The sequence below is a fragment of the Gordonia sp. ABSL11-1 genome, from assembly GCF_030315685.1.
In the GTDB taxonomy this organism is placed as follows: domain Bacteria; phylum Actinomycetota; class Actinomycetes; order Mycobacteriales; family Mycobacteriaceae; genus Gordonia.
The window spans coordinates 18,018-43,363 of sequence record NZ_JASXSI010000002.1 but is presented as its reverse complement, the minus strand read 5'-3'; the positions used below and the strand labels follow the sequence as shown (position 1 = coordinate 43,363).

27 protein-coding genes, 1 tRNA gene and 1 pseudogene are annotated in these 25,346 nt (G+C 67.3%); 12 read left to right on the top strand and 17 right to left on the bottom strand.

What is annotated here, in order from left to right; translation table 11 throughout:
• Positions 1-18: 18 nt before the first annotated feature.
• The 3 genes from QSJ19_RS02855 (at position 19) to QSJ19_RS02845 (ending at position 2,203) form a co-directional block, all read left to right on the top strand.
• Entirely contained in the window at positions 19-855 is an 837-nt protein-coding gene (locus tag QSJ19_RS02855) for a replication-relaxation family protein (protein WP_286318205.1), read from the top strand.
• A 253-nt stretch (positions 856-1,108) separates the two neighbouring features.
• Positions 1,109-1,564: a hypothetical protein gene (locus QSJ19_RS02850; protein WP_286318204.1), complete on the top strand. Its 456-nt coding sequence runs from the start codon at positions 1,109-1,111 to the stop codon at positions 1,562-1,564.
• A 219-nt stretch (positions 1,565-1,783) separates the two neighbouring features.
• Positions 1,784-2,203 (top strand): recombinase family protein, encoded by a 420-nt coding sequence (locus QSJ19_RS02845; RefSeq protein WP_286318203.1) that lies wholly within the window; start codon positions 1,784-1,786, stop codon positions 2,201-2,203.
• Between the two features lie 56 nt (positions 2,204-2,259).
• Here the strand turns inward: QSJ19_RS02845 and QSJ19_RS26735 are convergent, their stop codons facing one another.
• The gene (locus QSJ19_RS26735) at positions 2,260-2,703 is read right to left on the bottom strand and encodes a hypothetical protein (RefSeq protein WP_353507114.1); all 444 of its coding nucleotides are present in this window, start codon (positions 2,701-2,703) and stop codon (positions 2,260-2,262) included.
• On the opposite strand from QSJ19_RS26735, the pseudogene QSJ19_RS26730 reads away from it, so the two are divergent.
• Positions 2,620-3,372, top strand: a pseudogene (locus QSJ19_RS26730) (recombinase family protein); the annotation flags it as partial. The gene QSJ19_RS26735 and the pseudogene QSJ19_RS26730 sit on opposite strands and share 84 nt — an antisense overlap.
• Positions 3,373-4,018: 646 nt before the next feature.
• On the opposite strand, the gene QSJ19_RS02835 reads toward QSJ19_RS26730, so the two are convergent.
• Positions 4,019-4,103: transfer RNA gene (locus QSJ19_RS02835), tRNA-Leu, on the bottom strand.
• Positions 4,104-4,181: 78 nt separating this feature from the next.
• Here QSJ19_RS02835 and QSJ19_RS02830 point away from each other — a divergent pair.
• The 3 genes from QSJ19_RS02830 (at position 4,182) to QSJ19_RS02820 (ending at position 6,207) form a co-directional block, all read left to right on the top strand.
• Entirely contained in the window at positions 4,182-4,613 is a 432-nt protein-coding gene (locus QSJ19_RS02830; protein ID WP_286318202.1) for a transcriptional regulator, read from the top strand.
• Complete coding sequence (locus tag QSJ19_RS02825; RefSeq protein WP_286318201.1) at positions 4,610-4,957, top strand: DUF3817 domain-containing protein; 348 nt, start codon at positions 4,610-4,612, stop codon at positions 4,955-4,957. Before QSJ19_RS02830 ends, QSJ19_RS02825 begins: the two co-directional genes overlap by 4 nt.
• Before the next feature lie 101 nt (positions 4,958-5,058).
• The gene (locus tag QSJ19_RS02820) at positions 5,059-6,207 is read left to right on the top strand and encodes a glycosyltransferase (protein ID WP_286318200.1); all 1,149 of its coding nucleotides are present in this window, start codon (positions 5,059-5,061) and stop codon (positions 6,205-6,207) included.
• Here QSJ19_RS02820 and rdgB read toward each other — a convergent pair.
• The 11 genes from rdgB to clpS all read right to left on the bottom strand — a co-directional run bounded on the left by rdgB (position 6,187) and on the right by clpS (position 13,694).
• Entirely contained in the window at positions 6,187-6,801 is a 615-nt protein-coding gene (gene rdgB / locus QSJ19_RS02815) for an RdgB/HAM1 family non-canonical purine NTP pyrophosphatase (RefSeq protein WP_286318199.1), read from the bottom strand. The two genes, QSJ19_RS02820 and rdgB, sit on opposite strands and share 21 nt — an antisense overlap.
• On the bottom strand, positions 6,801-7,556 hold the full coding sequence (rph, locus tag QSJ19_RS02810; protein WP_286318198.1) for a ribonuclease PH: 756 nt from the start codon (positions 7,554-7,556) through the stop codon (positions 6,801-6,803). Before rph ends, rdgB begins: the two co-directional genes overlap by 1 nt.
• Before the next feature lie 45 nt (positions 7,557-7,601).
• A complete protein-coding gene (locus QSJ19_RS02805) occupies positions 7,602-8,369 on the bottom strand; it encodes a cyclic nucleotide-degrading phosphodiesterase (RefSeq protein ID WP_286318197.1) in 768 nt (255 codons plus the stop codon).
• Positions 8,370-8,444: 75 nt separating this feature from the next.
• Entirely contained in the window at positions 8,445-9,245 is an 801-nt protein-coding gene (murI, locus tag QSJ19_RS02800; protein ID WP_286318517.1) for a glutamate racemase, read from the bottom strand.
• Positions 9,242-9,889, bottom strand: coding sequence for a rhomboid family intramembrane serine protease (locus tag QSJ19_RS02795; RefSeq protein WP_286318196.1), 648 nt, complete (start codon positions 9,887-9,889; stop codon positions 9,242-9,244). Before QSJ19_RS02795 ends, murI begins: the two co-directional genes overlap by 4 nt.
• Before the next feature lie 29 nt (positions 9,890-9,918).
• Positions 9,919-10,890 (bottom strand): PLP-dependent cysteine synthase family protein, encoded by a 972-nt coding sequence (locus QSJ19_RS02790; RefSeq protein ID WP_286318195.1) that lies wholly within the window; start codon positions 10,888-10,890, stop codon positions 9,919-9,921.
• Between the two features lie 6 nt (positions 10,891-10,896).
• Positions 10,897-11,184, bottom strand: coding sequence for a MoaD/ThiS family protein (locus QSJ19_RS02785; RefSeq protein ID WP_286318194.1), 288 nt, complete (start codon positions 11,182-11,184; stop codon positions 10,897-10,899).
• A gap of 5 nt (positions 11,185-11,189) precedes the next feature.
• Complete coding sequence (locus tag QSJ19_RS02780; protein ID WP_286318193.1) at positions 11,190-11,594, bottom strand: M67 family metallopeptidase; 405 nt, start codon at positions 11,592-11,594, stop codon at positions 11,190-11,192.
• Between the two features lie 65 nt (positions 11,595-11,659).
• Entirely contained in the window at positions 11,660-12,769 is a 1,110-nt protein-coding gene (locus QSJ19_RS02775; RefSeq protein WP_286318192.1) for a P1 family peptidase, read from the bottom strand.
• Complete coding sequence (gene aosR, locus QSJ19_RS02770; protein WP_286318191.1) at positions 12,769-13,344, bottom strand: oxidative stress transcriptional regulator AosR; 576 nt, start codon at positions 13,342-13,344, stop codon at positions 12,769-12,771. The genes QSJ19_RS02775 and aosR overlap by 1 nt, the downstream gene beginning before the upstream one ends.
• A 20-nt stretch (positions 13,345-13,364) precedes the next feature.
• Entirely contained in the window at positions 13,365-13,694 is a 330-nt protein-coding gene (gene clpS, locus QSJ19_RS02765) for an ATP-dependent Clp protease adapter ClpS (protein ID WP_286318516.1), read from the bottom strand.
• A gap of 125 nt (positions 13,695-13,819) precedes the next feature.
• Between clpS and QSJ19_RS02760 the strand changes: the two genes are divergently transcribed.
• From QSJ19_RS02760 to glgB, 5 genes are all read left to right on the top strand, one after another.
• On the top strand, positions 13,820-15,124 hold the full coding sequence (locus QSJ19_RS02760) for a nicotinate phosphoribosyltransferase (RefSeq protein WP_286318190.1): 1,305 nt from the start codon (positions 13,820-13,822) through the stop codon (positions 15,122-15,124).
• A gap of 7 nt (positions 15,125-15,131) precedes the next feature.
• On the top strand, positions 15,132-15,728 hold the full coding sequence (locus QSJ19_RS02755; protein ID WP_286318189.1) for an isochorismatase family protein: 597 nt from the start codon (positions 15,132-15,134) through the stop codon (positions 15,726-15,728).
• Positions 15,725-17,806, top strand: coding sequence for an ATP-dependent DNA helicase (locus QSJ19_RS02750; protein WP_286318188.1), 2,082 nt, complete (start codon positions 15,725-15,727; stop codon positions 17,804-17,806). Before QSJ19_RS02755 ends, QSJ19_RS02750 begins: the two co-directional genes overlap by 4 nt.
• A 105-nt stretch (positions 17,807-17,911) precedes the next feature.
• Positions 17,912-19,912, top strand: a complete 2,001-nt coding sequence (locus tag QSJ19_RS02745) for a maltotransferase domain-containing protein (RefSeq protein WP_286318187.1) — start codon at positions 17,912-17,914, stop codon at positions 19,910-19,912.
• A 7-nt stretch (positions 19,913-19,919) separates the two neighbouring features.
• The gene (gene glgB / locus QSJ19_RS02740; RefSeq protein ID WP_286318186.1) at positions 19,920-22,244 is read left to right on the top strand and encodes a 1,4-alpha-glucan branching protein GlgB; all 2,325 of its coding nucleotides are present in this window, start codon (positions 19,920-19,922) and stop codon (positions 22,242-22,244) included.
• A gap of 89 nt (positions 22,245-22,333) precedes the next feature.
• Here the strand turns inward: glgB and QSJ19_RS02735 are convergent, their stop codons facing one another.
• Genes QSJ19_RS02735 through QSJ19_RS02720 form a run of 4 tightly spaced genes read right to left on the bottom strand, consistent with a single transcriptional unit; the run spans position 22,334 to position 25,272 of the window.
• Positions 22,334-23,338 (bottom strand): tetratricopeptide repeat protein, encoded by a 1,005-nt coding sequence (locus QSJ19_RS02735; protein ID WP_502876081.1) that lies wholly within the window; start codon positions 23,336-23,338, stop codon positions 22,334-22,336.
• Positions 23,335-24,603, bottom strand: coding sequence for an MFS transporter (locus QSJ19_RS02730; protein ID WP_286318185.1), 1,269 nt, complete (start codon positions 24,601-24,603; stop codon positions 23,335-23,337). The genes QSJ19_RS02735 and QSJ19_RS02730 overlap by 4 nt, the downstream gene beginning before the upstream one ends.
• Positions 24,603-24,908, bottom strand: a complete 306-nt coding sequence (locus tag QSJ19_RS02725) for a thiamine-binding protein (protein ID WP_286318184.1) — start codon at positions 24,906-24,908, stop codon at positions 24,603-24,605. Before QSJ19_RS02725 ends, QSJ19_RS02730 begins: the two co-directional genes overlap by 1 nt.
• Before the next feature lie 13 nt (positions 24,909-24,921).
• Positions 24,922-25,272 (bottom strand): DUF3817 domain-containing protein, encoded by a 351-nt coding sequence (locus QSJ19_RS02720; RefSeq protein ID WP_502876080.1) that lies wholly within the window; start codon positions 25,270-25,272, stop codon positions 24,922-24,924.
• Between the last annotated feature and the right edge of the window lie 74 nt (positions 25,273-25,346).

Sequence of the window (25,346 nt, the reverse complement as noted above, 5' to 3'; positions counted from 1 at the left end):
ACCGCCATGATGCGCCTCTTGTCCGACCTCAAAGACCGTCTGTCAGAGCGTGACCTACAGATTCTCCACGACCTCGAAGACTTCCGGCTCCTCACCACCCGCCACATCCAGCGCCTGCACTTCACCACAGGTCACCGAACCTCATCGGCAGCCACACGGGCCTGCACGCGCGTTTTGGCACGGCTGACCGAACTCGGCCTCGTCGCCCACCTGACCCGGCGCATCGGCGGCGTCCGCCAAGGATCCGCCGCCACCACCTGGCAACTGGCCGCGACCGGAGAACGGCTCCTACGGGCGCTCCGCGGCAGCGGCACCCGCCGCCGCTACACCGAACCGGCAACCGAGTTCATTGCCCACACCCTTGAGGTCGCTGAACTCGCTGTGCGTCTGCGCGAGGCCGAGCGTGATCGGGCCCTGGAGGTTCCGGAGATCCAGGCCGAGCGCCGCGCCTGGACTCGCTTCATCGGCACTCACGGCGCCCCAGTGTGGCTACGGCCAGACCTACGCGCCGTCACCGCGGGAATCGACTTCGAACAGCACTGGTTCATCGAACTTGACCGGCGCACCGAACGCGGTGCCTTTCTCGAGCGAAAGCTCACGACCTACGGCGCCTACTACAACAGCGGCCAATACCAGGCCGCCCACGACCTCTTCCCCACCGTGCTGTGGGTCGTTCCGGATCTTCGGCGCAGCGAAGAACTTGCCCGCATCGCATCTTCACTCGGCCTTCCCCACGAGGTCTTCCGCTACTGCCTTCCGGATGCGTTCATAGACCTTGTGACCGCCGAAACCAATGGAGCACAGACAGTCCCACTGCCGGGAATCTTGCACCCCGACCCACCGACAACCGCTTAACCCCGAAAGGAGGAAACCTATGGATCACGAACTCCCACCCCAGCCCACACCCTCGGACGGCCCCGACCACCGACCGAGCCCCGCGCACGATCTCGACCCTCGGCTGCTCGAACTCGTCAACGCCCAGATCGAAGCAGCCGTCGACCGCCAAGGACCGATCCCAACCGACGTCGCGCGAGCAATCGCCGCCTGCCTCCACGACTTCGCATCCACTCCCGTCCGAGACCATCTCCGCCGCTTCGCGGTCGGCGGCGTGGAGGGTGGCCGCGACCTATGGCGGCCGGCGCTCACGGAAGTCCACGACGGCCGCGTCCCGGCGGACTTGCAGCGCTGGACCTGCTGGCTGGCAACCTACTCGCTCGCGTCGATGCCAGCTGAAACCGGTGGAGTTCATCCATCAGACGGTGACGCGCTGCACGCATTGCTCGATACCGCCGACCCAGACGGTCCACTGGATGTCGAGCATCTGGTTGAGGACTGGTCGCAGCGCTACCACGAGAGCTACCGAACCCTCGAGGACATGCTGCAAGGGATGACCCACCTGGAGGATGCTGAACGAAAGATGGTGGCCATCGCCGAGGCCTACCACCTCTCCGATTTCGTATCAATCGATCGTGACGCCATCCTTGACGAGATCACCGCTGAGCACACCGTGCTTGATGCCGGCGGCAGGCTCCATGTCTTCCTCGGCGCAGGCAATCAGGAATGAACCAGAAACAGTGCCCGGCACACTCACACCGGCAGCTCACGGCAGGTCTTCCATTCGCCGGGACGCACCACATCACCAAGTCGCCGCGTAAACCACTGCAACAGATGTAAATTCCGCGTCACAATCGCTATCGGCATAGCCAGTGACCAGAGTTATCATTAGGACAGATTGGTTAATGCGTTGAACGCCAATATAACTGAATCAAGGAAGGAAAGACACATGAATAGCATTCATACAGATACCAAGTATCGTACTGAATCAGAACATCATTCCGATAATGAATCTCCCAGGACAGCAGTATGCTACGTCCGGGTCGGCGCGACTGAACCAACAGAGGCCTCCACAGCAAGGAACTCGCAGCTCACTCGACTTCACAAGTATGCGGCCACCCAAAGCAATCCACGGCTCGTCGACGTTATCGATATGCACAGATCAGCCAACTCAACCACACGCTCCGGGCTGTACTACCTAATGGCGCTCGCCCGAGCCGAACGCATCGACAACTGCTACGTCACCAGCCTCGAAATCCTCGCCCAGCGTCCATCATTCCTCCGCCAGCTCACCACCGAACTCGAGCAACACGGCGTCGCCCTCCACGTCGTCACCGACGCCGAGAACCCGATACTCGAGGCCCCCTAATGCCTAGCGCGTACCTGCCGGCTACCCAAAGCCCGTCGAGCACTGCAGCGGCGGATTCAATCCATGACGAAGTAGCAGACAACGACACGCCGTCTCTCCAGACGATTACAGCGCCACCGGGCACTCGCGCTGTGGTCTATCTCCGCGTCTCCTCCTCTGGACAGGTCAACACCGACTACGACCCCGAGGGCATTTCCATCCCGGCTCAGCGGGTGGCCTGCGTGCGCAAGATCGACCAACTCGGGCTCAACATCGTCGGCGAGTACGTCGAACCTGGGCGCTCCGCTACCGAGATCACTAAACGCATCAAATTCCAGGAGATGCTCGCCCGTATCCGCCAGGACAAGGACGTCGACTTCGTCATCGTCTACAAACTCTCCCGCTTCGCCCGCAACCGCATCGACGATGCCGTCGTGATGGCCGACCTCCAGAAGCGCGGCGTCACCCTCATCTCCGCGACCGAGCAAATCGACGACACACCCGTCGGTCAGCTCATGCATGGCATCCTCGCCGCGTTCAACGAATACCGCTCCCGAGAAGACGGCGCGGACATCGCCTACAAGATGGGAGAGAAAGCCCGGAAGGGCGGCACCCTCGGCCGTGCCCCAATCGGGTATCTCAACACCATTGACAGACAGGATGGACGCGAAATCCGTTCGGTCGCCATAGACCCCGTCAGAGCACCTCTAGTAAGGGTCGCGTTTGAGCGGTACGCCGAGGGCGATGCCACGATCAAAGATATCGCGACTGAACTTACTGCCCGTGGGATGACGACCAGACCAACTCGCAACCGCCCAGCAGGGCCGATATCGCACACAAAGGTCGCTGCCATGCTTCGGGATCGCTATTACATCGGGCGCGTGAAGTACAAGGACGACGAGTTCCCAGGTCGTCACGAGCCAGTCGTGTCCGAGGAACTGTTCGACCGCGTACAACTGCTACTTGAGGAAAGAGGGTTTGCGGGCGAACGCCGCCGCAAACTTCATCACTATCTCAAGGGCAGCCTCTTCTGTGGCAAATGCCACTCGCGCGGGGTCCAGCGCCGGATGATCATGCAGCGTGCCACCGGCAGACACGGTGGACATTACAATTACTTCTTCTGCCGTGGCACCCAGGACCACACATGCGACGCCCCCTACAACAACAAGGAGCTAGTCGAAGCTGCCATCGAGGAGCACTACAAAACCATCCACTTCAGCCCAGAGTTCATCGAAGGACTTAGGAACGTAATGGAAGAACTTCTCGCCGACACCACCAAGGCCACACGTCTGCATCGCAAACAACTCGAAACGCTGCTCAAGTCTCTTGACGTGAAAGAAGAGAATCTGCTCGACCTCGCCTCAGATGGATCGATGGCTACGGCCAAGGTGCGCCGGCGCTTACGCGATATTGCCGAGCAACGGCAGCGAATTTCCGCCCAGCTCGACGAAGTATTAGACGATCTCGGACAGGGCGCCAAGTACATCGACCTCTGCCTTGAATTGCTTGCCAACCCATACAAGCTCTACCTGAGTGCCAGCGATGAGACACGTCGACGGCTCAACCAGGCCATTTTCAAGCATCTCTACATCCACGACGAGGACATCACGGCCCACGAGATCACCTCGCCCTTGGCGGAGCTTCTCGCGGCTGATGCTGGCTTCCGGACCTCACAGGCGCAGAATGCCCAGGGGCCCGCCGAAACGGTCGCCTACGCCGCGTACAGCGCGCACACGGCCCAACAGGAAGGCGCCGTCCCTTCGGCCGGCGCCAAACTATTCATCGATGACCTTCTCGAATCTGTACACGGACGTGCTGATTCAAGTAAGACTTGTATGGTGCGCGAGGCGGGACTTGAACCCGCACGTCCTAGGACACTGGAACCTAAATCCAGCGCGTCTGCCAATTCCGCCACTCGCGCGTGTCGCCGACCACACCGGCGCCCGGGCCAGCCTACCGCCCGCGAGCCGATCATCGCTGGCCAGGTACCGTCGAGGATATGCAATCTGGTTCGTCTGCCCGCGGCAGTCGGCGCCGTCCGGCGCTGATCGCTCTGGTGGTCGTGGCGGCGGCGTGCCTCGCACTCGCATGGTGGCAGTGGGACGTCTACGAATCCTCGGCCGGGACCGCGCAGAACCTCGGCTACGCGCTGCAGTGGCCCGCGTTCGCCGTCGCCGTGATCTGGGCGTACCGACGGTTCGTCGTGCTGGAGGGCAATCCCGACGAACAGGCCAAACTGACCGAATCCAAGGGCGCCACCGAGATCCCTGCAGGCATCCTGCCGGATCGGCCCACCACACCGAGCGCGTCGTCGCTGCGGTCGACCACCGCCCCGGACGATGACTCGGCGCTCGCCGACTACAACTCCTATCTGGCCGACCTCCGTCGGTCCGACGCATCACAACCGAGCAGTGAGGACCAACGCAGGTGACCGAGACGACCAGCAGCACCGAGACCGGCGCCCCCGTGGAGAAGGTGCGCGGCGCCCTGTTGCGGTATCGGATTCTGGCCTGGATCACCGGTCTGTGGCTGCTGTTACTCGTCGCCGAACTCGTCCTCAAGTACGGCTTCGACGTCGATGCGCTCGACTTCGTCCCGATCGTGCACGGCTGGGTCTACTTCGTCTACCTGATCCTCACCATCGACCTCGCCATCAAGGTGCGCTGGCCGCTCGGCAAGATCATCCTGACCTGCATCGCCGGCACGATCCCCTTCCTGTCCTTCTGGTTCGAGCACATCCGCACCAAGGAAGTGAAGGCGCAGTACAACCTCTGACGCCCCCGCCCGGTGTGTCGCCAGGTGATGTTCACGCACTGATCGCTTGGCGGTGACATCGTCGTCGGCGTCGATTCACGAGCCGCGGACAAGACTGAGCCGTGCGAATCGTGCAGCTCGCGAACTTCTACGGCGCCCGATCCGGTGGGCTCCGCACCGCCGTCGACCGATGGGGCGCAGGCTATGTCGCCGCGGGCCACGAGGTCGTCCTGGTGGTGCCGGGAGCGACGGATCACGCCGAGACGATGCCCAACGGCGTACACCGGATCGAGGTCGCCGCCGGCCGCCTCCCCTTCTCCGGCGGGTACCGCCTCGCGCCCGCCCGTCGTGTGGCCGGCATCCTCCGCCACCTGCGTCCCGATGCGCTCGAGGTGTCGGACCGATTGACCCTGCGCGGCTTCGGTCAGTGGGCGCATCGGCGCGGTATCCATTCGACGATGGTCTCGCACGAGCGACTCGACCGGTTGTTGTCGATGGCGATGCCGCCACCGATCGCGCGGGCGATGGCCGACGAGGCGAACCGCCGCACGGCGGTGTCGTTCGACACCGTGGTCTGCACCACGGATTTCGCTGCGGCCGAGTTCGATCGGATCGGTGCTACCAACGTGGCGCACGCCCCGCTGGGCGTCGATCTCGAGGTCTTCGATCCCCGTCACGCCGATCCCGCGGTCGGAGCGCGGTTTGCCGACGACACGACGACGCTGATCACCCACTGTGGTCGCCTCTCGCCGGAGAAGCGTGCCGATCGCAGTATCGAGGCGGTCGCTCGGCTCCACGCCGACCACCGGCGTGTCCACCTCGTCGTCGCGGGCGACGGCCCCTGCCGACCGGCACTCGAACGGTCCGCGCAGGGACTGCCGGTCACGTTCGTCGGACACCTCGCCGACCGGCAGCTCCTCGCCACGCTGCTCGCGACCACCGAGATCTCGTTGGCTCCCGGACCGCACGAGACGTTCTGTCTCTCGGCGCTCGAGTCATTGGCGTCCGGCACCCCGGTGGTGGGATCCCGGTCGTCGGCGGTCGCGGGGTTGGTCGACGCGACATGCGGTGCGCTGGCGGCGAATTCGGGTGCGGCCTTCGCCGATGCGATCGAACAGGTCCTGGAACTCCCCCGGCCCGAACGCGAGCGGGCCGCACGGCGACGGGCCACCCGCTACCGGTGGCCCGATTCGGTCGAGGCCATGCTGACCGTGCACCACCGACCCGGCACGCTCAACGGCTCGTCGAGATCAGCCGGCGAGCTCGCGTAGCGCCGGGACCAGCTGTGCCAGTGCCTTGCCCCGGTGACTGAGCGCGTCCTTCTCCGGCGCCGACAGTTCGGCGGCCGAGCGTCCGCCGGCTGCGTCGTCGTCGGGGACGAAGAGCGGGTCGTAGCCGAATCCGTTGTCGCCGCGCGGTGCTCGCAGGATGGTGCCGCGCCATTCACCCCGCACCACGGTCCGCTCGCCCGACGGCGCGACCAGCGCGCACGCCGACACGAAGGCACCGCCCCGTCGGTCGTCGGGGACGTCGCCGATCTGCGCGAGCAACAGCTCGTTGTTGGCCGCATCGTCGCCGTGCCGTCCACTCCAGCGCGCTGACAAGACTCCCGGCATCCCGTTCAGGGCATCCACGGCGATACCGGAATCGTCTGCCAGACAGGGTAATCCGGTCGCCCGAGTACCGGCGACGGCCTTGATGAGTGCGTTGTCCTCGAACGTCGCGCCGGTTTCCGGCTCCTCCGGGTACTCCGGCACGGCATCGAGTCCGACGACGTCGACTCCGGTGATGCCCGCGGCGTCGAGCACGCGGCGCAGTTCCGCGAGCTTCTTCGCGTTGCGACTGGCGAGGAGCACTGTCGCCATCAGGGCTTGTTCGGCAGGTCGCCGGGATACGGTGCGGCCAGCACTTCGCGCTGCGCGGCGAAGAGTTTCTCGGTGCCGATCATCGCGACATCGAGGAGCTTGTCGAGGGTGGCGCGCGGGAACGTCGCCCCCTCGCCCGTGCCCTGCACCTCGACGAGTGTGCCGGCGTCGGTGGCCACCACGTTCATGTCGACCTCGGCCCGCGAGTCCTCCTCGTAGGGCAGATCGAGCCGCACCCGCCCGTCGACGACGCCGACGCTCACTGCGGCGATCATGCACGACAGAGGCTGCGGATCGCTGAGCCGGCCGGCCGCCTTCAGCCACGTCACGGCGTCGGCGAGAGCGACATACGCACCGGTGATGGCGGCAGTCCGGGTGCCGCCGTCGGCCTGCAGGACGTCGCAGTCGACCGCGACAGTGTTCTCGCCCAATGCACTGAGGTCGATGCAGGCCCGCAGCGACCGGCCGACGAGACGGCTGATCTCGTGCGTGCGGCCGCCGACCTTGCCCTTCACCGACTCGCGACGGGATCGCTCGTGCGTCGACGACGGCAACATCGCGTATTCGGCGGTCAGCCAGCCGAGCCCGGAACCGCGCCGCCATGGCGGCACGCCCTCGGTCACACTTGCCGTACACATCACTCGCGTCCCACCGAACTCGACCAGCACCGAGCCGGCCGGATGACTCGTGAATCCGCGGGTGAAGGTGATCGGTCGGAGTTCGTCATCGGCCCTGCCGTCAGCTCGTGTCGTCACGGCCCCAACTCTAACGATCGCCCCCGACGGCCGATCGGGTCGGTCTCACGGCACGAGATCGAAGACCTGGCCGGGCCGGACCAGGTCGACCGGACCGGCGAAGGTGGACCGCGCCTCCGCGAGGATCGTCTCGGCATCGAACCACGGCGCGAGATGCGTGAGCGCAAGGGACCGCACGCCGGCCTTCGTCGCGATCTGCCCGGCCTCGTATCCCGACAGATGCAGGTTCGGGGGCCTCTCGTCGGGTGCGTGCGTCCAGGTCGCCTCACACAGGAAGATGTCGGCGCCGTCGGCGACGTCGACGACCTCGTCGCACATCGCGGTGTCACCGCTGTAGGCGATGACCTGTCCACCGGGCCCGGTGATGCGCAGTCCGTACGTCTCCGGTGGGTGATTGACCCGATAGGGAGTGATCGACACCCCCGCGATGGTGACCTCGACCCCGTCCTCCCACGCCTGGCAGTCAAAGGTGTCCGAGATGTCGTCGACGTCTCCGGGGATCTCCGCCGAGGCCGCGCCTATCCGCAACGCGGTGCCGGGTGGGCCGTAGAGCCGGGCACGTTCGGTGGCCGGTCGGGGCGCATAGCGTCGCCAGACCAGCATGGCGGGTATGTCGAGGCAGTGATCGGCGTGCAGATGGGACAGGACGACGTCGACGTCGACGGGATCCACCTCACGCTGCAGTTCGGACAGGACGCCCGGACCGCAGTCGATCAGCACGGGTCTCTCGCCCTCGACGGACAGCAGGTACCCGGAGCAGGCAGCGTCCGGTCCACCCACACTTCCGGCACATCCGAGGACGGAGAGACGCATAGGCCCTACTGTGCCATGCCCGCCTGAGGACGAGTCCGCATGTAGGTCACAACTCCCCAACGATGGTTGCGACGCTCAGAGGTGTTGGACCTGACCGATCGCCGGCCCGAGGAAACGGGTCGACAGACGGGCGAAGAACTCCGGATCGCCGGTGGAACGGAACTCGCGGATCGCCGCGCGATCGGAGTGCGGGTGCAGGAGATCGAGTTGGGTCAGCACCCGGAAGAGGTCTTTGGCCGTCTCCTCCGCGCTAGACACGAGGGTCACCTCGTCGCCCATCGCGAGCTGGATGACGCCGGACAGCAACGGGTAGTGCGTGCAGCCCAACACCACCGTGTCGACGTCGGCTTCCTGCAGCGGTTCGAGATATCCCTGTGCGAGTCCCAGGATCTGGCGCCCACTGGTCATGCCGCGCTCGACGAAGTCGACGAAGCGCGGGCAGGCGACGGCGGTGATCTCGGCGTCGCGGGCAGCCGCGAACGAATCTTGGTATGCGCGTGAGGCGATCGTTGCCTGCGTCCCGATGACACCGATACGGTTGGTCTTGGTGGCGACAACCGCACGACGCACAGCCGGCAGGATGACCTCGACGACCGGGATGGGTGCATAGCGTTCACGGGCGTCGCGCAGGCATGCGGCCGAGGCCGTATTGCACGCGATGACAATCGCTTTCACACCGCGTTCGGCGAGGTCGTCGCCGATGGCCAGGGCGTGCCGTCGGATGTCCGGGATCGCCAGGGGGCCGTACGGGCCGTTCGCGGTGTCGCCGATGTAGACGATGTCCTCGTCGGGCAGGAGGTCGATGATCGCGCGCGCCACCGTCAATCCGCCCACACCCGAGTCGAAGATGCCGATCGGCGCGGTCTGCTCGCCTATGACCGAACCCCCGGGTACGGCTGCTGGGTGCCGGCCTTCCGTGCCCGGCGACGATCACGATCGGCGAGGTACCAGGCGGCCAGGACACCGCCGATGGCGCCGAACAGATGCCCCTGCCATGACACCCCGGAGTCTGTGGGCAGCACACCCCACAGGACCGAACCGTAGATCAGAAATAGGACGACACCGCCGAGGATCTGCCAGATGTCGCGGTTGAACAGTCCGCGGATCAGCAGGTAGGTGAGCCAGCCGAAGATGATGCCGGACGCTCCGACGGTGATGCTGTACGGCGGGGCGAACAGCCACACGCCGAGACCGGAGACGACCCATACGATCGCCGTCACGATGACGAACCGCTGCGACATCAGCAGCAGGAATCCGAGCACCAGACCGGGTATCAGGTTGGCGAACAGGTGTTGCCAATCCGCGTGCAGGAACGGCGCCCAGAGGATCCCGTCGAGACCGTCCACCTGCCGTGGCTCGATGCCGGCGTCGTCGAGTCGATAGTTCGTGACGGCGTCGACGCCCTCGATCACGAACAGCAGCGCGGCGATTGCGGCCATGATGAGCGCCGATCGTTGCCACAGCGGCCGCGGTCGGTTCGGGGCGGTGCCCGATCCCGGGGGCGTCGGGTTCACGGTCATCGGTCTTCCTGTCGGTGGCTGCAGTGTCGTCACGCCCAGAGCTGGCCTTCGAGGGCCTCCTCTGCCTGCTCCAGGCTACCTCCGTACGCTCCGGTGCTCAGATACTTCCATCCGGCGTCGGGGATGACGAGGCCGATGTCGGCCCGCTCCCCCTTCTTCAGTGCGCCGCGGCCGACACCCCGGGCTGCCTGCAGGATGGCGCCGGTGGAGATCCCCGCGAAGATGCCCTCGGTGTCGATGAGCTCGCGGACGCGTGCCACCGCGTCGACGCCCTGCACCGAGAACCGTCTAGTGAGGACCGAATCGTCGTAGAGCTCCGGGACGAATCCCTCGTCGATGTTGCGCAGTCCGTACACCTCGTCGCCGTAGCGGGGCTCGGCAGCGACGATCTCGATGTCCGGATTCTGTTCGCGGAGGAACCGGCCCACACCCATCAGCGTGCCGGTCGTGCCCAGGCCGGCGACGAAGTGGGTGATCTCGGGCAGGTCGGCGAAGAGTTCGGGGCCGGTGCCCTCGTAGTGGGCGAGCATGTTGGCCTCATTGCCGTACTGGTACAGCATCACCCAGTCGGGATGCTCGGCGGCGAGTTCCTTGGCCATGGCGACCGCGGTGTTCGACCCGCCGGCCGCCGGCGACGAGATCACCTCGGCACCGAACATCGTCAGCAGCGACCGACGCTCCTCGGAGGTGTTCTCCGGCATCACGCAGATGAGGCGGTAGCCCTTGAGCTTGGCGGCCATGGCCAGTGAGATACCGGTGTTGCCGCTCGTCGGCTCGAGGATGATCGAGCCCGGTTCGAGCAGCCCGTCACGCTCGGCCTTCTCGATCATCCTCAGGGCCGGCCGGTCCTTGATCGAACCGGTCGGGTTGCGGTCCTCCAGCTTGGCCCACAGACGGACGTGGGGGCCGTCGTCGCTGTCGTCCCACCGCGGCGAGAGTCGTTGCAGGCCGATCAGCGGTGTGTGTCCGACCGACTCGATGAGCGAGGTGTAGCGGGCCACCGAGGCCTAGCCTCCGGCGACGGCGGGCAGGATCGTCACGTCGTCGCCGTCGTCGACGGAGGTGTCGAGTCCACCGGAGAACCGGACGTCCTCGTCGTTGACGTAGATGTTCACGAACCGGTGCAACTTGACTGCACCGTCGGAGTCGGCGGCGACGAGTCGTTCCTTGATGCCCGGATTGGCCGACTCGAGGCTGTCGATGATCTCCGCCAAGGTGGTCCCACTGGCCTCGACACGCTTCTCGCCTCCGGTATGGGTGCGCAGGATGGTCGGGATGGACACGGTTACCGCCATGGTCGTCAGCTCCTGATCTCGATGGGTTCTTCGGTCACGACGCCATCGACGATGCGATAGCTGCGGATCTCGGCGTCGTCGTCACGGGTGGACACCAGGACGTAGTGGGCGTTCGGTTCGCTCGCGTAGGAGACGTCGGTACGGCTCGGATAGGCCTCGGTCGCGGTGTGCGAGTGGTAGATCACCACCGGCTCCTCGTCGACGCGGTCCATCTCCCGCCACACCTCGAGCTGCTCGGCCGAGTCGAACCGGTAGAAGGTGGGCGAACGCTCGGCGTTGATCATCGGGATGAAGCGCTCTGGGACATCGGAACCCTCCGCTCCCGCGATGATCCCGCAGGCCTCGTCGGGATGGTCGGCGCGTGCGTGCGCCACCATCGCGTCCACCAACTCCTGGCCGATCGTCAGCACTCCAACTCCTCCTCGACAACAGCCCCTTGCGACATCAGCTGTCAGCAACGTCGCGATCCGCGCCGCTATTCCGCCGACCCACGGTATCCGCGCCATGCCGACGGCACCACGTCGGCATAGGTCGGGATTCCGGCGACCGGTGTCGCGGCGAGAACGGCTCCGACGATCGCGCGATGCACCACGACCGCGGCGACGCGGGAGACCTCCGCGAGCAACGCGACGTCGGGGTTCATCCCACCCGGCACCGGTGGCTGCTCGGGGTGCGCGGTGCGGGTCGACACGGCGAAGATGGTGTCGCCGTCGAGCGGCGAGTGGGCGGGGACGATCGCACGGGCGAGGCCGTCGTGGCCGGCCATCGCGACCCGGCGCGCGGATGCCGCGTCGAGGGCGGCATCGGTGGCGACGACACCGATCGTGGTGTTGAGGACGGTCTGTTTGGCGGTCAGCTCCGCATACCGAGCCACCTCGTCGACTGCTGGCACCCCCAGGCCGAAGTGGGCGGTGTCCGATGACGTTACACCCCAGGGTAATCCGGTCGACGGATCGATCACCGACCCCACCGGGTTCGCGACCATCAGAGCACCCACCGTGACACCGGCGGCCGGGCCGTCCGTCAGGGTGACCGACGCGGTCCCGACGCCGCCCTTGAGGGCACCGGCTCGTGCCCCCGCACCCGCGCCGACACTGCCGACCTCGAGGTCGACGGTCACCGCCGCCAGCGCCGCGCGGCCGAACCCGGCGTCGGGTCGGTGCTCCCAGGCACCCACCGGCAGATCGAAGATGACCGCGCCCGGGACGATCGGCACGACATGTCCACGGCCATCCATCGGGAGTCCGCTGCCCGCGCCCTCCAGTCCGAGCATCACGCCGTCGGCGGCGGCCAGTCCGTAGGCGCTGCCCCCGGAGAGGACGATCGCGTGGGCGGTCTGCACCGTGTTCACCGGGTCGAGGAGATCGGTCTCACGTGTGCCCGGACCACCGCCGCGGACATCGACCGCACAGACCGCGTCCGGGGCGTCGATCCGCACCACGGTGGTCCCGGTCGCCCAGCCGCGACCCGGGTCCGCGCCGTCCGGAGAAGCCACCCGGGCGTCGTCGTCGATCCGGTGGTGATGGCCGACCAGGATGCCGGCGACGTCGGTGATCCGGTCTCCCGGTCTGGCGATCATCCCCATCACATCAACGACTCGACGAGCAGTTCCTGCATGACCGTGAGCCAGTGATAGACGTCCAGGTGTGCGGCATGCGGATGATCGGGTGGAAGCGAGTCGGGCGTGTCCTCGGAGATGCCGAGCATCGCCCCGAGTGCGAGCCGGACGTCGTTGAGCGCCGTCAGCCACCCCATCGCCTGCGCCTCGGTGAGCGCGAGATCACCGCCGCCGTCGGGCAGGGTGTCGAGCACCACCTGCGCAGCCGACATCTTGGCGTCGATGATGTGCGGCTCGTGCATGCTGCGCAGCGCGCCGTTGATGTCACCGTTGACGACGTCGGTGGTGAGCTCACGGTCCTGATCCGGACGATGGAAGTCCGGCAGCAGTCGGCCGAGCGTGACGTCGGTCGGCGCGGCGGTGTGGCCCGTCGGGATTCCGGTGACCTCGGACAGTTCGTCGCGCGGTGCCGACGCCTCGCGTTCGGTCAGCAACTCGCGCATCGAGGTCACCATCGAGGCGAGCAGTTCCGCCTCGTGCACGTCGAGATGCGAGCAGATGCGCGTCGCGGCGCCACGGCCCTTGCGTTTCCAGGTACGCACGGTGGTGTCTGGTTCTCCGATCAGGTGTCCCGTTGCATGGTGGCCCAGAGTCCGGCGGCGTGGAGCTTGCGGACGTCCGACTCGACCTTGTCACGGTCCCCGGCCGATACGACCGCCTTGCCCTCGGTGTGCACTTGCATCATGAGCTGGTTGGCGCGCGACTCCGAGTAACCGAACACCTTCTGGAACACGAAGGTCACGTAGCGCATCAGATTGACGGGGTCGTCCCAGACGATGGTCACCCAGGGGCGGTCGAGTGCGGTCGCACCCTCCGCCACGCCCGGTTCGGCGACGGCGGTGCCACCGGGTCCGGGAGCGTCGGTCTGCTCGCCGCGGACTGTCGCGTCGATCCGCAGCCTGTGGATTCCCGGGTCACGCCGCTCCCTGTGGATTGTCCCGTCGCTCCGTTCGCCCGGGAAGGTAGCCTCGTGCGCACGAGTTACGTCAGGCGCCATACGACCAAGGGTAAGCGATTGTGACCATCGACAACACCGCGCTGCTGACCGATCAGTACGAACTGACCATGGTCTCGGCAGCGCTGCGGCATCCGGTTGCGCAGCGACCGTGCGTCTTCGAGGTGTTCGCCCGCAGGCTGCCCGACGGACGCCGTTACGGCGTCGTGGCGGGCACCGGACGTGTGCTCGACGAGCTCGCCGACTTCCGGTTCGGTGACGCGGAACTCGACGTCGTGCGGCGCTTCCTCGACGACGACACCGTGGACTGGCTGCGGGAGTACCGGTTCTCCGGCGACATCGACGGTTACCGCGAGGGCGAGCTCTATTTCCCCGGTTCGCCGATTCTCACCGTGCGGGCGAGCTTCGCCGAGGGTGTGCTCCTCGAGACCCTGATCCTCTCGATCCTCAACCACGACAGTGCGATCGCGTCCGCGGCCGCCCGGATGGTGAGCGCGGCCGGGTCCCGTCCGATCATCGAGATGGGCTCGCGCCGGACCCATGAACGCGCCGCGGTGTCGAGTGCTCGCGCCGCCTATCTGGCGGGAGTCGCCGCGACCTCCAATCTGGAGGCCGCGCGCACGTACGGCGTGCCCAGCGCGGGGACCGCCGCGCACGCGTTCACCCTCGGCTTCACCGGACCGGACGGTCCCGACGAGAAGGCGGCGTTCGCGGCGCAGATCGAGGCGCTCGGCGTGGGTACCACCCTGCTCGTCGACACCTACGACATCACCCAGGGCGTGCGCAACGCGATCGAGGTCGCGGGCACCGACCTCGGTGGTGTGCGCATCGATTCGGGTGATCTCGGTGTCCTGGCCCGCAAGGTCCGCGATCAGCTCGACGATCTGGGCGCCGCATCCACCAAGATCGTCGTGTCCGGCGACCTCGACGAGTACGCGATCGCCTCGCTGCGCGCCGAACCCGTCGACACCTACGGCGTGGGGACCTCACTGGTCACCGGCAGCGGCGCACCCACCGCGGGCATGGTCTACAAACTGGTGGAGGTCGACGGACGACCGGTGGCCAAACGCGCCAGTCACAAGGAATCCCGCGGCGGCGCGAAGACCGCTGTCCGGTCCGCGCGGGCATCGGGCACGATCGTCGAGGAGATCGTGCACCGCGCCACCGACGACACGCCGGCGGTCGATGGCCTGAACGTGCGTCCCCTGCAGATCCCCCTCGTCCGCGACGGTCGGCCCGTCGACGGTCTCCCCTCCCTCGCCGACGGCCGCGACCACCTCGCGAACGCCTTGGTGAGCCTCCCGTGGGAGGGGCTGGGCCTGTCGCACGGCGATCCCGCGGTCCCCACCCGATTCGTCCTCGGATAGGCGGCAGATGAGCAGCAAACCCAAGGATCTGGCCCTGATCGTCGTCGACGTGCAGAACGACTTCTGTGAAGGCGGCGCCCTCGGGGTGAACGGCGGGGCCGCCGTCGCCGCGGCGATCGAGAGCATCGTCGGCGACTACCGCACCGTCGTCGCCACCCGTGACTATCACATCGATCCGGGTGATCACTTCTCCGAGACGCCCGACTACGTCGACTCCTGGCCACCGCACTGCCGCGTGGACACCGACGGCGTGTGGTTCCACCCCTCGTTCGATGCGTCGGCCGCCCAGGCGATCTTCTCCAAGGGCCAGTACAGTGCCGCCTACTCCGGCTTCGAGGGGTCCACCGAAGACGATGTGCCACTGGCAGATTGGCTGCGCAAACACGGGATCGGCCGGGTCGACGTCGTCGGCATCGCCACCGATCACTGCGTACGTGCGACGGCCCTGGACGCGGCCGGGGAGGGTTTCACCACGCGGGTGCTGCTGAACTTCACCGCCGCGGTGTCCTCGGACACCGCATCGAAGGCGTTGTCGGCGATGCGCGCGGCCGGTGTCGATCTCGTCGGCGACCTCCTCTACGACGGATCCGCCCGGATCGAATGACCTCAACCCCTCCGGTGACCGCGCTCCTCGACGCCGCGGTCACCGCTCTCGGCGGTAGCCGGCGCGACGGCCAGGTGCGCATGGCGTCGGCCGTCGCCCATGCCATCGACACCGGCGAGCACCTGGCGGTGCAGGCCGGCACGGGCACCGGCAAATCGCTGGCCTATCTCGTGCCCGCCATCCGCCATGCCGTCGAGTCGGGACGGACCGTGGTGGTCTCCACCGCGACGATCGCCCTGCAGCGCCAGCTCATCGAGCGTGATCTGCCCCGACTGGCCGGCGCACTCGCCGGTCCGCTGCACCGTGAGCCGACCTTCGCCATCCTCAAGGGCCGCGGCAACTATCTGTGTCTCAACAAGATCCACAGCGGGACCGCCGAGGAGCCGGCCACCGAGTTGTTCGACGCGTTCGAACTGTCGCGTACCGGACGTGAGGTGACACGGCTGCGGGAGTGGACCTCGGAGACCGAGACCGGCGACCGCGACGACCTGTCCCCCGGTGTGTCGGACCGTTCCTGGCGCCAGGTGAGCGTGACCGCCCGTGAGTGTCTCGGCGCGGCGAACTGCAGCTATTCCGAGGACTGTTTCGCCGAGCGTTCACGCCGCGCGGCCGGCAAGGTCGACGTGATCGTCACCAACCACGCCCTCCTCGCGATCGACGCGATGAGCCCGGCGAGCATCCTGCCCGAACACGACGTGGTGATGATCGACGAGGCCCACGAACTCGTCGACCGGATCACGTCGGTCTCCACCGCCGAATTGTCCGGTGCGGGGATCACACTCGTGGCCCGGCGCTGCGGCAAGCTCCTCGACGACGAGACCACCGACGCGCTGCTGGGCGCCGGCGAGAACCTCGACGCCGTGCTGACGGAGCTCCCCGGCCGGGAATGGACACGTCTGCCGTCCGGCATGGCCGAGGCGCTGGCGAGTCTGCGCGACCGACTGTGGCTGGCCCGCAACGAGATCGGTCCGGTCCGGATGCCCGGCGCCTCCGACGAGTCGGCGGCGGCACGCAGCGCGGCCCTCACCTCACTCGAGGAGACCCACGACACCGTCGTCCGACTCCTCGGCGCCTTCGACACGCCCGACCCGGCCAAGCGGCACGACGTGGTGTGGGTCGCACACGAGAAGGCCGGCAACGACACCCGGGCGGTGGTGCGGATCGCACCGCTGTCGGTCGGCGGCCTGCTGCGCGCGTCGCTGTTCGCGAACTCGACGGTCATCCTCACCTCGGCGACCCTCACCGTCGGCGGCAACTTCGACGCGCTGGCCGCCACGTGGGGACTGCCCGCAGCCGGACGTCGTGACACCGACGGCGCGGACCCCGCGACCGAGCGCCCACCCGCACCGGAGATCGAGTCGACCGCCATCGGCAAGGCCGTGCCCGCCGACAACGCTCCACCGCGATGGTCCGGACTCGATGCCGGCTCACCCTTCGACTATCCGAAGGCGGCGATCCTCTACGTCGCCCGACATCTGCCCCGTCCGGGCCGGGATGCGATCGCCGAGCAGACCCTCGACGAACTCGCCGAACTCATCGCGGCCGCCGACGGACGGACCCTCGGTCTGTTCTCGTCGATGCGTGCGGCGCGCGAGGCCGCCGAGGCCATCCGTGAGCGCAGCGATCACCCGGTGCTCTGCCAGGGCGACGACACGACCTCCGCGCTGGTACGCCGGTTCGCCGAGGATCCGCAGACCTGCCTGTTCGGCACGCTGTCGCTGTGGCAGGGCGTCGACGTGCCCGGGCCGTCGTGCAGCCTCGTGGTGATCGACCGCATCCCCTTCCCCCGCCCCGACGATCCGCTGCTCACCGCGCGTCAGCGCGCCGTGGAGGCCCGCGGCGGCAACGGATTCCTGACCGTCGCCGCCAATCACGCGGCGCTGCTCTTGGCCCAGGGTGCGGGTCGCCTACTGCGATCCACCGACGACCGGGGTGTCGTCGCCGTTCTGGACTCCCGACTGGCCACGGCCGGATACGGTGGGTACCTGCTCGCGTCCCTGCCGCCGTTCTGGCGGACGACCGACGGCGATCTGGTCCGTTCTGCGTTGGGCAGACTGGCCGCGATCCCCTACGGTTGAGCGTGGCAGGGTTGCCGGAGACGCCACACCGGGAGCGTGCGCCAGAAGAGCCGCAGGACAGGGCCGCAGGACAGGGCCGCAGGTCTAGGACAGAGGAGGCCGCTGGTGATCGGGCGGATGGGGATCGACGATATCCAACCCCTGGTGTCTGCCGGGCAGGTGCCCGCCAAAGCCGTTGTCGGCGAGCTGATCCCGATCAGCGCAACCGCGTGGCGTGAAGGTCACGACGCGCTCGGGGTCACCGTGCACGTGGACGGCCCCAACCGTGCCGCGCTCGACATCCGGATGCAACCGGCCGGCCAACCGGACGTGTTCAACGCCGCGTTCGTCCCCGATGACGTCGGCTACTGGGTCTTCCGCATCGAGGCGTGGAGCGATCCGTACGCCACCTGGCGTTCAGCCGTGATCAAGAAGATCGACGCCGGTCAGGGGGCCGTCGACCTGGCCAACGACCTGGAGATCGGCGCCGATCTGCTCACGCGCGCCATCGACATCGTTCCGATCGAACACACCGAGACGCTCACCGACGCCGTCGAACAACTGCGTGCACGCCGTCGTCGGGTGGAGAACCGGGTCAACCTGGCCCTCTCCGACGAGGTCGCCGAACTCCTCGCCGCCTATCCCGTCCGCGACCTGGTCACCAAGTCACGCTCGTATCGCGTCTGGGTCGACCGTCGTCGAGCGCTGTTCGGATCGTGGTACGAGTTCTTCCCCCGGTCCACCGGTGGGTGGGACGGCGAGGGGCATCCCGTCCACGGCACGTTCCTGACCGCGGTCGACGATCTGCCCCGCATCGCCGGGATGGGCTTCGACGTCGTCTACCTGCCGCCGATCCATCCGGTCGGCCGGGTCAATCGCAAAGGGCCGGACAACACCCTCGTCGCCGGACCCGACGACGTCGGTTCCCCGTGGGCCATCGGCTCCGACGAGGGCGGTCACGACGCCATCCACCCCGCACTCGGTACCGAGGACGATTTCACCTACTTCATCGGCAGGGCAGCCGAACTCGGCCTCGAGGTCGCGATCGACCTCGCACTGCAGTGCGCGCCCGACCATCCGTGGGCGCGGGAGCACCCGGAATGGTTCACCACACAGCCCGACGGCACCATCGCGTATGCCGAGAACCCTCCGAAGAAGTATCAGGACATCTACCCGCTCAACTTCGACAACGACCGCAACGGGCTCTACCGCGCGGTGCTGAAGGTCGTGCTGAAGTGGGTCGGGCTGGGAGTCAAGATCTTTCGTGTGGACAATCCCCACACCAAGCCACCGAACTTCTGGGAGTGGCTGATCACCGAGGTGAAGAAGCGCGACCCAGACGTGCTGTTCCTGTCGGAGGCCTTCACCCGGCCGGCGCGCCTGTACGGGCTCGCCCGGATCGGGTTCACCCAGTCCTACACCTACTTCACCTGGAAGACGCTGAAGTGGGAACTCGAGGAGTTCGGACGTGAGATCGCCGGCCACGCCGACGAGGCGCGTCCGAACCTGTTCGTCAACACCCCGGACATCCTGCACGAAAGCCTGCAGCACGGCGGTCCCGGGATGTTCGCACTGCGTGCCGCGCTGGCGGCCACGCTCGCGCCGTCGTGGGGCGTCTATTCCGGTTACGAGCTCTACGAACACGTCGCGGTCGCCGAGGGCAGCGAGGAGTACCTGCATTCGGAGAAGTACGAACTCCGCCCGCGCGACTACAAGGCCGCGAGCAGCCGCGGCGAGTCGCTGGAACCGTGGATCACCACACTCAACGCGATCCGTCGGCGCCATCCCGCACTACAGCAGCTGCGGAACATCACCTTCCATCATCTCGACAACCCGGCGTTGATCGCCTATTCGAAGATCGACCCGGTCTCGGGCGACCGGGTCATCGTCGTGATCAACCTGAATCCCTTCGGCACCGAGAGCTCCACACTGTGGCTCGACCTGCCGAGCCTGGGATTCGACTGGCAGGACCGATTCACCGTGCGCGACGAGGTCTCCGGTCAGGAATTCCACTGGGGGCAGGCCAATTTCATCCAGCTCGAGCCCTGGCGGGCGGTGGCGCACATCCTGTCGCTGCCGCCGCTGGACCCGAGTACCGCCCGTCGACTCGCCTACCGGATGCAGTGAGGTTCCCGTGACCACGAGCCAGAGTCCTGAAGCATCGGCCTCCGACCACGACCTGCGTCGGCTGTTCAGTCTGACCCACCCCGACCCGCACGCCTTCCTCGGAGCGCACGACGCTCCCGGTGGCTGGACGATCCTGCGTACGTTACGTCCCGACGCCGTGTCCGTCGTCGCGGTGATCGGCGGCGAGGACCATCCGATGACCCGGCAGACCGACGACCTCTGGGTCGCCGCGGTGCCGATCAGTGACCTCATGGACTACCGGTATCGCGTCACGTACCCGAATGCACAAGGCGGCACCGACGATTACGTCGTCGCGGACGGCTATCGCTTCCTGCCCAGCCTGGGCGAGGTGGACGTGCACCTCTTCTCCGAGGGCCGGCACGAATCGCTGTGGGACGTGCTCGGAGCGCGGGTGGTCGCCTATACGACACCCGACGGCGAGGTTCGCGGCACAGCCTTCTCGGTGTGGGCACCGAACGCCCACGGCGTCGCGCTGATCGGAGACTTCGACGGGTGGGCCGGCCGCCAGACGCCGATGCGGTCCATCGGCAGCAGCGGGGTCTGGGAGGTGTTCGTCCCGGACATCGGCGACGGGGCCTCGTACAAGTTCCGCATCCACGGCGCCGACGGCGTCGTCCGCGACAAGGCCGATCCGATGGCGCGACGCACGCTGGTGCCGCCGTCGACGGTGTCGGTCGTCAGCGAGACCGACTACGAATGGTCCGACGACGAATGGATCGCCCGGCGCGCCGCCGGGACGCCCGTGGACGAACCGATCAGCGTGTACGAGGTCCACATCGCGTCGTGGCGGGCCGGACTGTCCTACCGGGAGCTGGCCACCGAGCTCGGCGACTATCTCGTGGAGAAGGGCTTCACCCACGTCGAGTTCCTGCCCGTCGCCGAGCACCCGTTCGGCGGGTCGTGGGGCTATCAGGTGACCTCCTACTTCGCCCCCACCGCACGGTTTGGTGGTCCCGACGACTTCCGGTACCTCGTCGACCATCTGCACTCGCTGGGCATCGGCATCATCGTCGACTGGGTGCCGGCCCATTTCCCCAAGGACGACTGGGCCCTTGCCCGCTTCGACGGCACACCGCTCTACGAGGACGGTGACCCCATGCGCGGCGAGCAACTCGACTGGGGCACCTACGTGTTCAACTTCGGTCGACGCGAGGTCCGCAACTTCCTCGTCGCCAATGCCCTGTTCTGGTTCGATCAGTTCCACATCGACGGACTGCGGGTCGACGCCGTCGCCTCGATGCTCTATCTCGACTACTCACGTCCCGACGGCCAATGGCGTCCGAACATCTACGGCGGACGCGAGAACCTGGAGGCGGTGCAGTTCCTGCAGGAGACGAATGCGACCGTGCACAAACACTTCCCGGGAGTGCTGACGATCGCGGAGGAATCGACGGCGTGGCCGGGCGTCACGCAGATGACCAATCTGGGCGGGCTCGGATTCACGTTCAAATGGAACATGGGCTGGATGCACGACACGCTCGGCTATCTCGGCCGGGACCAGATACATCGCAGCTTCCATCATCACGAGATCACCTTCTCGCTCATGTACGCCTGGAGCGAGAACTTCGTCCTGCCGATCTCGCACGATGAGGTCGTCCACGGCAAGGGCACCCTGTGGACCCGCATGCCCGGAGACTCGTTCACCAAGGCATGCGGCGTTCGAGTCCTGTTGGCGTACATGTGGTCCCACCCCGGCAAGCAGCTGCTGTTCATGGGTCAGGAGTTCGGCCAGACCGGCGAGTGGGCCGACAACCGCGGGCTCGACTGGTTCCAGCTGGAGGGGTGGGAGGGCGAACTGCACTCCGGCATCTCGGCTCTGGTCACCGATCTCAACCGGGTCTATCGCGCGCATCCCGCCCTCTACACACAGGACGCGACCCCCGACGGCTACTCGTGGATCGACGCCAATGACACCGCCAACAACGTCATCAGCTTCCTGCGGTTCGGCTCGGACGGCTCGATGATGGCCTGCCTGTTCAACTTCTCCGGCAGCGATCGGGCCGACTACCGCATCGGTCTGCCCACGGCAGGCACCTGGGACGAGGTCCTCAACACGGATTCGGCAGCCTACAGTGGCGCCGGGAAGGGCAACCTCGGCAGTGTCGTCGCCGACGGCCCCGGATGGCACGGGCGGGCCACCTCGGCTCAGGTCATGCTGCCGGCCAACTCGGCGATCTTCCTGGCACCGACCTCGCGCCCGAGCACCTCGGTCGAGACGTCAGCCCGGACCACGGAGCAGATCCCGTCGGCCTCCACCGCATCGGCGACCGTCGCGCCGGCCCCCACCGGAGGTCTGACCGACCGGCGCTGACCGCAGGACCCCGCCGTCGCCGATGTCCCTGCGCGACCTACACCGACGCCGACCACCCGTCCTCGCGGCACGGTCGGCGAGGGTGGGGATCAGTAGAGCGCGGTCGCCAGCTTCCGCCGCGCCGACACGACGAACGGCTCGGCGGGATCGAACAGCTCGAACAGCTCGAGCAACCGGGTACGTGCCCGGGTCCGATCGTCACCGGCGGTCACCTTGACGACGCCGATGATCCGGTCGAAGGCCTGCTCGGGCTGCTGCGACAGCAGCAGCACGTCCGCAGCCGCCAGTTGGGCGTCGACATCGGTCGGTGCCGCCGTGTCGACGATCGCCGGATCGTGCGCCTGGGCGCGAAGGACGAAATCGAGATTGCGGGCAGCCGAAGCCGCCTCGACGTTGTCGGGCTCCGCCTCTGCGATGGCCCGGTAGTCGGCGAGTGCGCCCTCGAAGTCACCGCCGTTCAGCTTGTCCTCGGCAGCCACCATCCGCGGGTCGTCGGCCTCGGGTTCGGCCTCGCCCTGCGGAGCCATGCCCGGTAGCGCATCGCCGACCTGGGCGAGGATCTCGTCGACCCACTGGGTGATCTCGGCCTCCGACCGCACGCCGTTGAACGCCGCGACGGGCTGTCCCTGCGCGATGGCCACGACCATCGGGATCGACTGCACTCGGAATGCCTGTGCGATCCGGGGATTGGCATCCACGTCGATCTTGGCCAGCACCCAGGTTCCCTGCGCGCGGGCGGCGAGGGACTCCAGCACCGGCGACAACTGTTTGCACGGACCGCACCATTCGGCCCACAGGTCGACCAGGACCAGTTGCTGCTGGGACCGGACGAGCACCTCGGACTCGAAGGTCTCCTCGGTGACGTCCATGACCGCACCACCGGCGGAGGCGTCCGGGCCACCCGCCGACGTCGGGCCCGCGGCGCCGTCGGGTGATGCCTCCGGTCGGGGCCGTGTCGGTCGTTGTCCCTGTTGACGCTGGGCGTCGGCTCGTTCCTTGAGGGCCGACAGGTCCACCGCCCCCGCCATGGCTACCGCTGCAGCCTGTTGCCGGGCGGCGGCCGCCGCCTGCTGCCGATTCGTTGGTCGTGTCACCGTTCCAGTGTGTCACGTCCGCGGGGAACGGTTCGCTGCTCGTGGGCAGGTCCGGCGTCACCCGGCCGCACCACACCCGCCGCGGCGGCGGCGAACACGAGGGCTCCGATCGCGACGACCAGACCGACCGCCAGAGTGCTCCGGTTGCTGATGAAGCCGACCACCGCCGGCCCCGCGAGCATGCCGAGGTAGCCGCAGCCGACGACAAGCGAGATGCTGCGCCCGCTCGACTCGGTGGTGAGGTTGCCCGCGGCGGTGAAGATCTGCGGGATGAGGCCGGCGAGACCGATGCCGAACACCGTCCACCCGACGATCGCCACCCACGCCGTCGGCGCCAGCACCGCGAGCGTCATCCCGACGATCCCGATCAACGCGCCGCAGCGGACGACAGCGATCGGACCCAGCGCGGCCGCGACGGGGTCGATGCCGAAACGAGCGACGGTCATCGCGGCGCTGAACGCGCCGAAGGCGATCGCGCCGACCGACTCCGGGCTCCCGAACGTCTCGACGATGTGCAGCGCACTCCAGTCGTACGCGGTGCCCTCCGCCAGCATCAGTGCGAACGCGACCGCCGCCAGCAACACCAGCCGTCGACGATCGATGCCGACCCACCATCGGCGCGAGGTCGCCCGACGCGGCGCCTCCGATCCCTCCGACGACGACTGCGTCGTCGATGTCACCGGCTCGCGGAGCCCCGCCGGGAGGAGACCCCGAGCAGCGCACGCGATCGCGATGAGCCCGACACCGCCGGCAACGCTCACCGTCACGAGGACCGGGACATCGCGCCACAGCGTCAGCGCGACGACACCCGACCCGACGAGACCACCCACCGAGAAGAAGCCGTGGAACGACGACATGATCGGCCGGCCGTAGTTGCGTTCGACCGCGACGGCCTGCGCGTTCATCGAGACGTCGAGTGCCCCGTTGGCGAAGCCGAACCCGACGAGGGCGATCGCCAGCGTGCCGGCACCGTCGGCGCTCACCGGCGCGAGGATCACCAGGGAGAGCAGCACTGCCGCCGCGATGGTGGTCGGGCGCGATCCCCACCGGTCGATGATCGGACCGCACAGCTGCATGCCGACGAACGCGGATCCGCCCAGCAACAGCAGCATGCCGCCGAGGGCGTCGTGCGAGATACCCGTGTGTTCGGTGACGACCGGGATGTGCGCGACCCACATCGCCGCGAGAAAGCCGTTCAGCGCGAAGACCGTGGCCACCGACGCCCGTGCCCGGCGATCGGTCGCCGCCGACCGCGCGCCGCCCATCACGCGAGGTGCCGGTCGATCCGCTCGACCTTGCCGGTCATCTCGTCGGTGTGGCCGGGCCGGATGTCCGCCTTGAGCACGAGCCCGACCCGCGGTGCGTGACGCGCGACCGCCTCGGTGGCCGCCCTGACGACGGCCATGACCTCGTCCCAATCGCCCTCGAGGTAGGTGAACATGGAGGTGGTCTGATGCGAAAGTCCGGACTCGCGGACGACCTCCACGGCCGACGCGACCGCCGCACTCATCCCGCCGTCCGCGTCGACGGCATCGCCGCCCGACGGTGTCAGGCTGAAGGCGACGATCATCGGGGCACCGAAGTCAGGCCGCGACGCGCGGTGCGGTCGTGTCGTCGGAGAGTTCGGCGAGGTGGCCGTTGCGCTGAGCCCACCACTCGAAGACGAGGGTGCCGAACGGCGGGACCGAGGACACCAGCGCCAGCACCGTGACGACGACACCCCAGCGCAGCTGGACCGCGGTGATCAGCGACACGACGACGAAGAGCACGAAGACGATGCCGTGCACCATGCCGGGCACGGCCACCGCCTCGGTGTGTCCGAGGACCCACTTGAAGAACATGGCGATCAGCAGGGCCAGCCATGTGATCGCCTCCAACACGGCGACGAACCGGAAGCGTTTGGCGGGTGTGCGGAGATCGAAGAAGTGCGACATGAGCTCCATTGTGCCGAATCGGACATTAAACTACGACAAGGTGTAGTAGAAGTCTCCTGCGGAGACATCCACCA

Bases quoted from the DNA above. Each gene is read 5' to 3' on its own strand.
- QSJ19_RS02845 (WP_286318203.1), top strand. From the start codon at position 1,784: ATGAATAGCATTCATACAGATACCAAGTATCGTACTGAATCAGAACAT.
- QSJ19_RS26735 (WP_353507114.1), bottom strand. From the start codon at position 2,703: ATGCATGAGCTGACCGACGGGTGTGTCGTCGATTTGCTCGGTCGCGGA.
- QSJ19_RS02830 (WP_286318202.1), top strand. From the start codon at position 4,182: ATGCAATCTGGTTCGTCTGCCCGCGGCAGTCGGCGCCGTCCGGCGCTG.
- rdgB (WP_286318199.1), bottom strand. From the start codon at position 6,801: ATGGCGACAGTGCTCCTCGCCAGTCGCAACGCGAAGAAGCTCGCGGAA.
- QSJ19_RS02805 (WP_286318197.1), bottom strand. From the start codon at position 8,369: ATGCGTCTCTCCGTCCTCGGATGTGCCGGAAGTGTGGGTGGACCGGAC.
- QSJ19_RS02795 (WP_286318196.1), bottom strand. From the start codon at position 9,889: ATGACCGTGAACCCGACGCCCCCGGGATCGGGCACCGCCCCGAACCGA.
- QSJ19_RS02785 (WP_286318194.1), bottom strand. From the start codon at position 11,184: ATGGCGGTAACCGTGTCCATCCCGACCATCCTGCGCACCCATACCGGA.
- QSJ19_RS02775 (WP_286318192.1), bottom strand. From the start codon at position 12,769: ATGGGGATGATCGCCAGACCGGGAGACCGGATCACCGACGTCGCCGGC.
- QSJ19_RS02755 (WP_286318189.1), top strand. From the start codon at position 15,132: ATGAGCAGCAAACCCAAGGATCTGGCCCTGATCGTCGTCGACGTGCAG.
- QSJ19_RS02750 (WP_286318188.1), top strand. From the start codon at position 15,725: ATGACCTCAACCCCTCCGGTGACCGCGCTCCTCGACGCCGCGGTCACC.
- QSJ19_RS02730 (WP_286318185.1), bottom strand. From the start codon at position 24,603: ATGGGCGGCGCGCGGTCGGCGGCGACCGATCGCCGGGCACGGGCGTCG.
- QSJ19_RS02725 (WP_286318184.1), bottom strand. From the start codon at position 24,908: ATGATCGTCGCCTTCAGCCTGACACCGTCGGGCGGCGATGCCGTCGAC.
- QSJ19_RS02720 (WP_502876080.1), bottom strand. From the start codon at position 25,272: ATGTCGCACTTCTTCGATCTCCGCACACCCGCCAAACGCTTCCGGTTC.